This is a genomic window from Pseudomonas sp. GL-B-19 (assembly GCF_019956415.1).
In the GTDB taxonomy this organism is placed as follows: Bacteria; Pseudomonadota; Gammaproteobacteria; order Pseudomonadales; family Pseudomonadaceae; genus Aquipseudomonas.
In genome coordinates this window covers 22833-34137 of record NZ_JAHBDK010000018.1, presented here as the reverse complement: position 1 = coordinate 34137, position 11305 = coordinate 22833, and the positions used below count along the sequence as shown (strand labels likewise).

6 protein-coding genes are annotated in these 11305 nt (G+C 59.8%); 5 read left to right on the top strand and 1 reads right to left on the bottom strand.

Translation table 11 applies throughout. The features are described from left to right. Positions 1–14 precede the first annotated feature (14 nt). The 3 genes from KGB06_RS05665 to KGB06_RS05655 all read left to right on the top strand — a co-directional run bounded on the left by KGB06_RS05665 (position 15) and on the right by KGB06_RS05655 (position 6722). A complete protein-coding gene (locus KGB06_RS05665) occupies positions 15–3062 on the top strand; it encodes an autotransporter serine protease (RefSeq protein WP_223512440.1) in 3048 nt (1015 codons plus the stop codon). Positions 3063–3083: 21 nt separating this feature from the next. Further along, positions 3084–4772 (top strand): polyurethanase, encoded by a 1689-nt coding sequence (locus KGB06_RS05660; RefSeq protein ID WP_223512431.1) that lies wholly within the window; start codon positions 3084–3086, stop codon positions 4770–4772. A gap of 96 nt (positions 4773–4868) precedes the next feature. Beyond that, a complete protein-coding gene (locus KGB06_RS05655; RefSeq protein WP_223512429.1) occupies positions 4869–6722 on the top strand; it encodes a polyurethanase in 1854 nt (617 codons plus the stop codon). Between the two features lie 133 nt (positions 6723–6855). Here the strand turns inward: KGB06_RS05655 and KGB06_RS05650 are convergent, their stop codons facing one another. Then, a complete protein-coding gene (locus KGB06_RS05650) occupies positions 6856–7080 on the bottom strand; it encodes a YgdI/YgdR family lipoprotein (RefSeq protein WP_223512425.1) in 225 nt (74 codons plus the stop codon). Between the two features lie 171 nt (positions 7081–7251). Here KGB06_RS05650 and KGB06_RS05645 point away from each other — a divergent pair, with 171 nt between their 5' ends. Both KGB06_RS05645 and KGB06_RS05640 read left to right on the top strand, forming a co-directional pair. Next, positions 7252–8919, top strand: a complete 1668-nt coding sequence (locus tag KGB06_RS05645; RefSeq protein ID WP_223512423.1) for a VRR-NUC domain-containing protein — start codon at positions 7252–7254, stop codon at positions 8917–8919. Continuing rightward, positions 8916–11195 carry an ATP-dependent DNA helicase gene (locus tag KGB06_RS05640; RefSeq protein ID WP_223512418.1) on the top strand — a complete coding sequence of 760 codons (2280 nt, stop codon included), beginning with the start codon at positions 8916–8918 and terminating at the stop codon, positions 11193–11195. Before KGB06_RS05645 ends, KGB06_RS05640 begins: the two co-directional genes overlap by 4 nt. Positions 11196–11305 lie beyond the last annotated feature (110 nt).

The following is an 11305-nucleotide window of genomic DNA, read 5'->3' as shown; positions in this document are numbered from 1 at the left end:
AGGACGGTAGCGGGATGAATAACAAACACAACACACTGACCGTGCTCTGCGCACTGGCGACAATCGGCACTGCACACGCCGAGCCTTACGTGGAAAACGGTAGCGCGGGCGACCCCAACAGCTGGCGCAGCGCCGAATTCAACGCTGACTGGGGCCTGGGCGCGATCAACGCTCAAGAGGCCTACGCCGCCGGTTATAGCGGCAAGGGCGTGAAACTGGGGATCTTCGACCAACCGGTTTACGCCCAGCACCCGGAGTTTTCCGGTGCCAATAAAGTGATCACGCTGGTCACCAGCGGCATCCGCGAATACACCGACCCGTACATTCCGGTCAAAGCCGGGGAGGCGTTTCGGTATGACGGCACGCCCACCGTCGGCTCCAACGGCAAGCTCGGTGCCCACGGCACCCACGTTGGCGGGATCGCAGCCGGCAGCCGCGATGGCGGCCCGATGCATGGCGTGGCGTTTGGCGCGCAAATCATCAGCGCCGATAACGGCGACCCGGGCCCGGAGGACGGCATTATTCGCGGCAACGACGGCGCGGTGTACAAGGCCGGTTGGGATGCCCTGATCGCCAGCGGCGCGCGGATCATCAACAACAGCTGGGGCATAGGCATTACTGATCGCTTCGACCTCGGCGGACGCGACCCGGCGTACCCGCATTTCACCGTGCAGGATGCGCAGTTGCAGTTCAACGAGATCCAGCCACTGCTCGGGACCAAACCGGGCGGTGCCTATGACGGTGCAATGGCTGCCGCACGTAGCGGCATCGTGACGATCTTCGCCGCTGGCAACGACTACAACCTCAACAATCCGGATGCCATTGCCGGCCTGGGCTATTTCGTTCCGGAAATTGCGCCGAACTGGGTCACCGTCGCGGCGTTGCAAAAGAACCCGGACCTCACCAGCCCGACCCCCTACACCATCAGTACGTTCTCATCGCGATGCGGCTACACCGCCAGCTTTTGCGTGTCTGCGCCAGGCAGCAAAATTTACAGCTCGGTTATCGGTGGCACCAACGCCGAGAACCTCACCACCGATTACGCCAATTACAACGGCACTTCGATGGCGGCGCCGCATGTCGCAGGCTCCATGGCTGTGCTGATGGAACGCTTCCCGTACATGACCGGTGCTCAGGTCGCCAGCGTGCTGCGCACCACAGCCACTGACCTGGGCGCACCGGGTGTCGACGCATTGTACGGCTGGGGCATGATCAACTTGCGCAAAGGCATTGATGGCCCGGGGATGTTGGTCACCGAGCAGGACATTCCCGAAGAATTCCGCATTCAGGGCGCCTACGGCTCCAGCCAGTTTGTTGCCGATTTACCAGGCATCGGCGCGATCATCGACGCCGGCAAACCCACCGAGCGTGTGTGCAACGATGTGCACTGCGGGCTCGATGTCTGGCGCAACGACATCGCCGGTCATGGCGGCCTGACCAAGCAGGGTATTGGTACGCTGGTCTTGTCTGGCGCCAACACCTACGCCGGACCGACGCTGGTCAATCAGGGCCGATTGGCGATCAACGGTTCGCTGGCTTCAACGGTCACCGTCAATGACAGCGGGATCCTCGGCGGCAACGGTCACATCGGCGGATTGACCGCCAAACGCGGCGGCACCGTGGCGCCGGGCAATTCCATCGGCACCTTACAAGTGGCGGGCGATGTAACCTTCGAGCCAGGCTCGACGTACGCCGTGGAATTATCGACCACCAGCAGTGACCAGATCGTCGCCGGCGGCAAAGCCGTGATCGACGGCGCCACCGTCAGCCTGTCCCTGGAAAACAGCCCGACGTTGCTGACCCCCCGCGAAGTGGAATCCCTGCTCGGCAATCAGTACACCATCCTGCAAGCGGCCGGCGGGATCGAAGGGCGCTTCGGTGCAGTGGTGCCCAATTATTTGTTCATTGGCGGATCGCTCGACTACTCGGCCACCGGCATTCAACTGGCCGTCGAACGTAACGCCACTTCCTTCGCCAGCGTCGGCCAGACACCGAACCAACGCGCCGTGGCCGCTGCCGCCGAACAACTGGGCGCAGGCAACACGCTGTACGAAACCCTGCTGCTGTCGCCGACTGCCGCCGTCGCTCAGCAAGCCTTCCAGCAACTGTCCGGCGAGATTTATCCGGCCATCGGTACGCTGCTGATCAACGACAGCCGTTACCTGCGCGATGCCGTCGGTGAGCGCTTGCGTGAACACGATCTGTTTGACGCCGCAGCGCCGACGGATGACCGCAGCAATGCCTGGCTCAAAGTGCTCGGTGCCTGGGGCAAGAGCGATGACGGGCATGATAACGCCAGTTCCAACAGCTCCATCGGCGGCTTGCTGGCCGGGGTTGACGGTCTGATCAGCGAAGACACACGACTGGGTTTCGTTACCGGTTATAGCGACAGCTCGTTGAGCATGGGCGATGGCACGCATTCGTCAGCCTCGGTCGACAGCTATCACTTGGGTGCTTACCTGGGCCATGAAATCGACGCACTGCGATTGAGTGTCGGCGGGGCTTACAGCTGGCATCGCATCGACGTGAAACGCGATCTGCAATTGGGTGACGTGAGCGGCAAACAAAAGTCCAAAAGCGATGCCACAACTGCGCAACTGTTTACTGAAGCGGCGTATCGCCTGGACGCGCAACCGTTGGCGCTGGAACCGTTCGCCAATCTGGCTTATGTGCACCTGAACAGCGACAGCTTCAGCGAAAAAGGTGACGCGGCCGCACTCAAGGGCGGTGAAGACAACCGTGACGCCGTGCTTTCAACCCTGGGCCTGCGGGCGAGCAAAGCGATTGCCCTGTCGGACAAACAGCAGCTGGAACTGTCCGGCACGTTGGGCTGGCAGCACAACCTGAGCAGCACCCAGTCCGAAGATCACCTGGCGTTTGCCAACGGCAATACCGCGTTCAGCGTGCAAAGCGTGTCGCTGGACCGCAACGCCGCTGTGATCGGCGCCCGCGCCGGTTTGGCGGTGGCACAGGATGTTCGTTTGAGCCTGGATTACAACGGCCTGATCGGTTCCAACGAGAAAGACCACGGTGTGGGCCTGACGCTGGACTGGCAGTTCTGATCACGCAAAGGAAGCGACAACATGGGACTTTTTGATTACAAACAGGCCGATGGCAAAGCGTTGTACAGCGATGCCATCGCGTTGACGCTGTATGCGTACACGCCGACAGGCCAGCCACTGCCCACGACCGCGTGGGCGCCGATACAAGCGGCGGCATTGGGTTATCAAGGCAAGGTCGGCACACAGGGCACCTTTTATGGCGAGAAGGACGGTTTCACCAGTGCCGAGGCCGAAGTGCTTGGCAAATACGACGCGGCAGGCAAGCTGATCGGGATCGGCATAGCCTTTCGCGGCACCGGCGGCCTTGGGTATGGCGACACCTTTGGTGACATGAAAAACAACCTGCTGGCCGCCATCGGACCGGTGGATTATGCGAAGAACTACACGAAAAATGCGTTCGACACTTTGCTCAAGGACATTGCCGCGTTTGCCATCGCCCATAGCATCACGGCCAAGGATGTGCTGGTCAGCGGCCACAGTCTGGGCGGGCTGGGGGTCAACAGCCTCGCCGAGCTGAGCGGTAACAACTGGGGCGGATTCTTCAAGGATGCCAACTACGTGGCCTTCGCCTCGCCGACCCAAAGCGCCACCGGCAACAACGTGCTGAACATCGGTTACGAGAACGATCCGGTTTTTCGCGTACTCGACGGCACCACGTTCAGCAGCGGTTCGCTGGGCAAGCACGACGGTCATCAAGAGTCGGCGACCGACAACATCGTCAACTTCAATGACCAGTACGCGTCCACCGCGCAGAACCTGGTGCCGTTCAGCATTCTGAACCCGCTGAACTGGTCGGCACACGGTTCGCTGGGGTACGCCGACGGTTTGAACCGGGTGATCGACTCGAGCTTCTACGACCTGACCAGCAAGGACTCGACGCTGATCGTTTCCAACCTGACGGAATCGGCCCGGGGCAAGACCTGGGTCGAGGACCTTGGTCGCAGCGGTGAGCTGCATACCGGCAGCACGTTCATCATCGGTACCGACAGCAACGATTTGCTCAAGGGTGGCGCCGGCAATGACTTCATCGAAGGCCGTGACGGCAACGACCGGTTCCGCGATGACGGCGGCTACAACATCCTGCTGGGCGGCAAGGGCAGCAATACCCTCGAATTGCAAAAGCCGCTACAGAACTTCAGCGTAGCCAACGATGGCGACGGCACCCTGTATGTGCGCGATGCCTACGGCGGCATCAGCATGACCCGCGACATCGGCGCACTGGTCGGCAAGGAGTCCGGTTCGTGGTGGAGCACCCAGGACGTGACGTACAACGTCACCGCCAATGGTTTGCTCAACGGCACCGAGCTGACTCACTACAACCATTCGCTCAACGGTGACGCCTACGGCAACTCACTGGCGGCCAGTGTTGACGGGGACTGGTTGTTCGGCAATGCCGGCGACGACTTGTTGCGCAGCGACAAAAGCCACGTGACCTTCGTCGGTGGCACAGGCAATGACGCGATGCACACCGCCGGTGGCCAGAACACGTTCCTGTTCAGCGGCGCCTTCGGCTTCGATGCGATCAACGGCTACCAGGGTAGCGACAAACTGGTGTTCGTGGGCGTTCAAGGCGCGGGGCAGGGTTATGACTACACGCAGCATGTTTCGCAGGCGGGCCATGACACCGTGCTCAAGGTTGGTGACTTTGCGGTGACGCTGGTCGGCGTCGGGCTGGATAGCCTGTCGGCTTCAGGCATCACGTTTGCGTAAAGGCTGCTTGCACTAAAGGCTCCGGGGCGCTTCGTGAGTGAGGCGTCCCGGTTGTGAGCCATCTCTGACAATTCCAACAAAAGAGAGGCAATACCAATGGGTGTGTACGACTACAAAAACTTCGGCGCAGCAGACTCCAAGGCGTTGTTCACCGACGCCATGGCAATCACGCTGTATTCCTATCACAACCTCGATAACGGCTTTGCTACTGGCTATCAGCACAACGGCTTTGGCCTGGGCTTGCCCGCGACATTGGTCACCGCGCTGCTGGGCGGCACCGACTCCCAGGGCGTCATCCCCGGCATACCCTGGAACCCCGATTCGGAAAAAGCGGCACTGGATGCGGTGCAAAAAGCCGGTTGGACACCGATCACCGCCTCGCAATTGGGCTATGACGGCAAGGTCGATGCGCGCGGAACCTTCTTTGGTGAGAAGGCCGGTTACACCACGGCGCAAGTCGAGATCCTCGGCAAGTACGATGCCCAGGGACACCTCACCGAAATCGGCATCGCCTTTCGCGGCACCAGCGGCCCACGGGAAACCCTGATCAGCGACTCCATTGGCGATGTGATCAACGATTTGCTTGCGGCACTCGGACCCAAGGATTATGCGAAAAACTACGTCGGCGAAGCCTTCAGCAATCTGCTCGCCGATGTTGCGACGTTTGCCCAGGCCAATGGCCTGTCGGGCCAAAACGTCCTGGTCAGTGGCCATAGCCTCGGCGGCTTGGCGGTCAACAGCATGGCTGACTTGAGCACGGGCAAGTGGGGCGGGTTCTTCCAGGATTCCAGCTACATCGCCTACGCATCGCCGACCCAAAGCGGCACCGACAAAGTGCTCAACGTCGGCTATGAAAACGATCCGGTATTTCGCGCGCTTGACGGTTCATCGTTCAACCTGTCGTCGGTGGGCGTGCACGATGCCGCCAAAGCGTCGGCGACCGATAACATCGTCAGCTTCAACGATCACTATGCGTCGACGGCGTGGAATGTGCTGCCGTATTCCATCCTTAACATCCCGACCTGGATCTCGCACTTGCCCACCGCGTACGGCGACGGCATGAACCGGGTGATCGAATCGAAGTTCTACGACCTCACCAGCAAGGACTCGACGATCATTGTGGCCAACCTGTCCGACCCGGCGCGTGCCAACACCTGGGTTCAGGACCTCAATCGCAATGCTGAAACCCACAAGGGCAGTACGTTCATCATCGGCAGCGACGCCAACGACCTGATCCAGGGCGGTAAAGGCAACGACTATCTGGAGGGGCGCGACGGTAACGACACCTTCCGCGACGGTGGCGGCTACAACATCCTGCTCGGCGGCAAGGGCAACAATGTGCTGGAGTTGCAGCAGTCGGTGAAATCCGTGGAATTTGCCAATGATGGTGCTGGCACGTTGTATCTGCGCGATGCAGGTGGCGGTATCAGCATCACCCGTGACATTGGCAGCCTCGTCAGCAAGGAGCCGGGGTTCCTGTGGGGGTTGTTCAAAGATGACGTGACGCACAGTGTGACGGCCAATGGTCTTGTGGCCGGCAACAACCTGACCGCGTATGCCTCATCGGTGAAGGGCGGCACCGGGGCCGATACGCTCAAGGCGCAGGCGACCGGCGACTGGCTGTTTGGTCTGGACGGTAATGACCATCTGATCGGCGGCAGTGGTAACGATGTTTTTGTTGGCGGGACAGGGAATGACCTGCTGGAGTCAGGAGGCGGGGTCGATACGTTCCTGTTCAGTGGTGCGTTTGGTCAGGACCGGGTCGTGGGTTATCAGGCGAACGACAAACTGGTATTTGTTGGGGTTCAGGGGGTGGTGCCCAATGATGATGTTCGGGCGCATGCCGCGGCGGTGGGTCAGGACACGGTGCTGACGTTTGGCGGGGATTCGGTGACGTTGGTGGGGGTGGGGCTGGACAGTTTGTCGGGCTCAGGGATTGTGATTGCCTGATGGTTGAGTGGCGCCGGTAAGGGCCCCTTCGCGAGCAAGCTCGCTCCCACATGGATCTTGTGAACACCAGAGATTCACTGTGGGAGCGAGCCGGCTCCGGGCGGCGTTTCGACGATGAACGATAACTCGGTCTTCACTCTTCCGGGCGAATCGTGGCCACGTCCTTGGCATTGACCCTCACCGTCTTGCCTGAAATATCCTCGAACTCATAGAAGCCGTCCTTGTTCTTGGTATCCGGCATGTCCTTGGTCAAATACTGGGTGCCGTTTTGCAGGGTCACGACCGTCGGCGTCGAGCAGCCGGTCAAGGCTAACAAGGTTGCCGTGGCCAGCGGCAAACCCAGGGTTTTGATGTTCATATCCACCTCTCACAATGCTGAAAAATACCTCTATTGCGGTTGATGCCATCGATCGACATAGAGTTCGATGCCCACCTGAAAATGACCGAATATCGCCGCCGCTTATCCTTTTCCGTTTGCATCGCACCGCGGGTAACTGTTATCTGTACGCATAACCAGTACTCGCTTGCCATGGCGCTTTTCCCTGTGACTGCAAATCCCCTCGACGATCCGTTCTATTACCTTAACAACTTCATGCAAGTGCTTGACTGGCTTGAACATCGATATGCCGATCTATTAAGTGTAGAAGAACAAGCCTTCATCCGTGATTTCTCTCGGCTACCAAGGGAGTCACGGGCGCTACTGGTCAGAATGGTGATGCGCAAGGGCGTGCATTTCAGGGCCGGCAAACTGAATTACGTCGAGATCGGTCCCATCGCCAGCGCGGCCGAGCCGTTGCTGGCGGCAGGCTGGATCGATGAAGTATCGCCTTTGCACATCGAGGAGCTGTTCGATGTGCTGCTCAAACCCGAGATTGTTCAGCGCTTCGGCGCTGTCATTGATCAGCCAAAGGGCAAGAAAAGTGATTGGCTCCCCCGGCTGAGTGAACAGTTTCCCGAGGCACACAGTTTTGCCCAATGGTGCCCGGCACTGAATGACCGGCTGTTCACCCTGACCGTCATGGACCTGTGTGACCGGTTTCGGCTGATGTTCTTCGGCAACCTGTATCAGGACTGGTCGGAGTTTGTACTGGCCGACCTCGGCATTTTTACCTATGAAAAAGTCGAATTCAGCGCCGAATCCCGGGGCTTGCGCAGCCGTGAGGACGTAGACGCCTGCCTGTACCTGCACCAATGCCAGCAGCATTTCGAGGCGGGCGAGCCGCTGGCATCCATCGTCGAGCAAATCAATGGTCTGACACTCGGCAATCCGTGGCTGCAACGTCGTCGCGGCAAGTTGCTGTTTCAGATCGGTCAACACTGCGAGCGCATCGCCGATTTCGCCAGCGCACTGACGATATACCGCGACTGCGCCTATCCCGGCGCACGCGTGCGGCTGATTCGCGTGCTGGAGCGCTGTGGTGACTATCAGCTCGCCCTGGATTTGGCAACGCAGGCCCGGCAATCGCCGGAAAGCGCCGCCGAGCATCAACATTTGCTGCGCGTGCTGCCCAGACTGCGGCGCAAACTCGGCGGTCCGGCGCTCAAGCGGGCAGCCCCGCGGCCTATGCAGCGCCTGGACCTTCATCTGCCCAGAACCGATCTGGCGTTGTCGGTGGAAAATTACGTGCAGGCACACCTGGCGGAAGAACAGGCACCGGTGCATTACGTCGAGAACAGCCTGATCAACTCACTGTTCGGGTTGTTGTGCTGGCCGGCCATTTTCGCGCCGCTGCCGGGGGCGTTTTTTCACCCGTTCCAGCGCGGGCCCGTCGATCTGTTGCATGAAGACTTCTGCGCGCGTCGTGCCGAACTGTTCGAGGCGTGCCTTGCGGAGCTCGATGACGGTCGTTACAGGCAGACGATTCGCGAGCGTTATGCCGCCAAGTGGGGCGTGCAGTCGCCCTTCGTGTTTTGGGGTGTACTGAACGAAACGTTGCTGGATCAGGCACTCGATTGCCTGCCGGCGGAACACCTCAAGCACTGGTTCAACCGCCTGTTGCTGGACGTCAAGGCCAACCGCGCCGGGATGCCGGACCTGATCCAGTTCTGGCTGCAGCACAAGACCTACCGCATGATCGAAGTCAAAGGCCCCGGCGACCGGCTACAAGACAACCAATTGCGCTGGCTTGAGTTCTGTCATGAGCATCAGATGCCCATTGCCGTCTGTTACGTGCAATGGGCGGAGCAGACCGCTTGAGCTACAGCATTGCGGTACGGGCACTGTGTGAATTCACCGCAAAGGTCGGCGACCTGGACCTGCGTTTTACCCCGTCACCGACGGCGCTGGAAGGCATCGTCGGGCACCGCACGGTGGCGTCCCGGCGCAGCGACGGTTATCAAAGTGAAGTCGCCCTGGAAGGCACATATAAAACCTTGAGCGTGAAGGGCAGGGCGGATGGCTATGACCCCGGGCAAAACTGCCTGGAAGAAGTCAAAACCTATCGCGGTGACTTGAGCAAACAACCGCCCAACCACCGGCAGTTGCACTGGGCGCAGGCGAAGATCTACGGCTGGTTGATGTGCCGGAAACTGGAGCTGGCGCAGATCAACCTGGCGCTGGTGTATTTCGACATCGTCAGCGAAAAGGAAACCTGTCTGGTCGAGGCGTTCAGCGCTGAGCAACTGCAACCGTTCTTCGAACATCATTGCACGCTGTTTCTGCACTGGGCTGAACAGGAAATGGCCCATCGTGAGGCGCGCAATCAATCGGCGCAGCAATTGGCCTTTCCCCATGCCGGGTTTCGTCCGGGGCAACGGCATCTGGCCGAATCCGTGTTCAAAGCCGTCAGCACCGGGCGCTGCCTGATGGCGCAAGCACCGACCGGCATCGGCAAAACCGTGGGTACGCTGTTCCCGATGCTCAAGGCCCTGGCGCCGCAGCAACTGGACAAGGTGTTTTTCCTCACCGCCAAAACGCCGGGGCGCAAACTCGCGCTGGACGCTGCACAGGTGATCCTGCAAAGCGCCGATGCGCCGCCACTTCGGGTGTTGGAGATGATCGCCCGGGACAAGGCCTGCGAGCATCCAGACAAAGCCTGCCACGGCGAATCCTGCCCGTTGGCACGGGGTTTCTATGATCGGTTGCCCGCCGCTCGTCAGGCCGCCAGCGAACTGAGCCTGTTGAATCAGAGCACTTTGCGCGAGGTGGCACTGGCGCACGAGGTTTGCCCCTATTACCTGAGCCAGGAAATGGCCCGTTGGGCCGACGTGGTGGTCGCGGACTACAACTATTACTTCGATTTCAGTGCGCTGCTGTTCGGGCTCGCTCAAGCCAATAACTGGGCGGTCGCGGTACTCGTCGATGAGGCCCACAACCTGGTGGAACGCGGCCGGCAGATGTACAGCGCCAGTCTCGATCAGTCGACCCTCAACGGCGTACGCAAAACCGCGCCTGAGCCGCTGAAAAAATCCTTGCAGCGGGTCAATCGGGAATGGAATGCCCTGCATAACCCGCAATCCGGCGCGTATCAGGCGTACGACAGACCGCCGGAAAAACTGCTTCAAGCCTTGTTTTCGTGTAGTGCGAGCATCGGTGACTATCTCAACGATCACCCGCAGGGTCTGGACAGCTCGCTGCAAAGTTTCTACTTCGAGATGCTGCAATTTTGTCGAGTGGCCGAACTCTTCGATGAACAGTTCCTGTTCGACATCAGCAAACGCGACCTCGACCGCCCGCGCCAACTGTCACAGTTGTGCCTGCGCAATGTGGTGCCGGCCGGTTTCATCCGCCCGCGCCTGACCGCTGCGCGCAGCACTGTACTTTTTTCCGCGACGCTGAGCCCGCGGCATTACTACGCCGACCTGCTGGGCACCCCCGCGAATACGGTGTGGATTGATGTCGAGTCGCCGTTTCATGCTGATCAGCTACAAGTACACATCGTCAGCCAGATCTCGACACGCTTCGTCCACCGGCAGGCGTCGCTTGAGCCGATTGTCGAGCTGATCGCCCGGCAATTTGGCGAACGCCCCGGTAACTATCTGGCATTTTTCAGCAGCTTCGATTATTTGCAGCAAGTGGCGCAGTTGCTGGCCGAGCGTCACCCGCACATCACGCTGTGGTCGCAGTCCCGGGGAATGGGGGAGGCGCAGCGTCAGGACTTTCTCGACCAGTTCACCGCGCACAGCCAAGGCGTCGGCTTTGCGGTGTTGGGCGGCGCCTTTGGTGAAGGCATCGATTTGCCTGGCGCACGGTTGATCGGTGCGTTCATCGCCACGCTGGGTCTTGCGCAACTCAATCCGGTCAACGAACAGTTGAAACACCGCATGGCTGCCATTTTCGGTGCCGGTTATGACTACACCTATCTGTTTCCAGGGGTGCAAAAAGTGGTGCAGGCCGCCGGGCGCGTGATCCGTACCCAGCAGGATCAGGGGGTGGTGATGCTCATCGACGACCGGTTTGGCGACAGCAAGGTTAAACAGTTATTGCCACGTTGGTGGTCGGTTGAACCGACGCATTTTCGCGCTATCAAGTAGGATTTTTTACTTTAAAAAACAGTGACATATCTTGAAAGACACACCGATTTGAACAAACAGCGAATCACCGCTTTATTCAAAGGGCAGGCAATCACTTTCAAGCGATTCTT

Excerpts from the sequence above, each read along its gene's own strand:
- KGB06_RS05650 (WP_223512425.1), bottom strand. The coding sequence starts at position 7,080 with ATGAACATCAAAACCCTGGGTTTGCCGCTGGCCACGGCAACCTTGTTA.
- KGB06_RS05655 (WP_223512429.1), top strand. The coding sequence starts at position 4,869 with ATGGGTGTGTACGACTACAAAAACTTCGGCGCAGCAGACTCCAAGGCG.
- KGB06_RS05660 (WP_223512431.1), top strand. The coding sequence starts at position 3,084 with ATGGGACTTTTTGATTACAAACAGGCCGATGGCAAAGCGTTGTACAGC.
- KGB06_RS05645 (WP_223512423.1), top strand. The coding sequence starts at position 7,252 with ATGGCGCTTTTCCCTGTGACTGCAAATCCCCTCGACGATCCGTTCTAT.
- KGB06_RS05665 (WP_223512440.1), top strand. The coding sequence starts at position 15 with ATGAATAACAAACACAACACACTGACCGTGCTCTGCGCACTGGCGACA.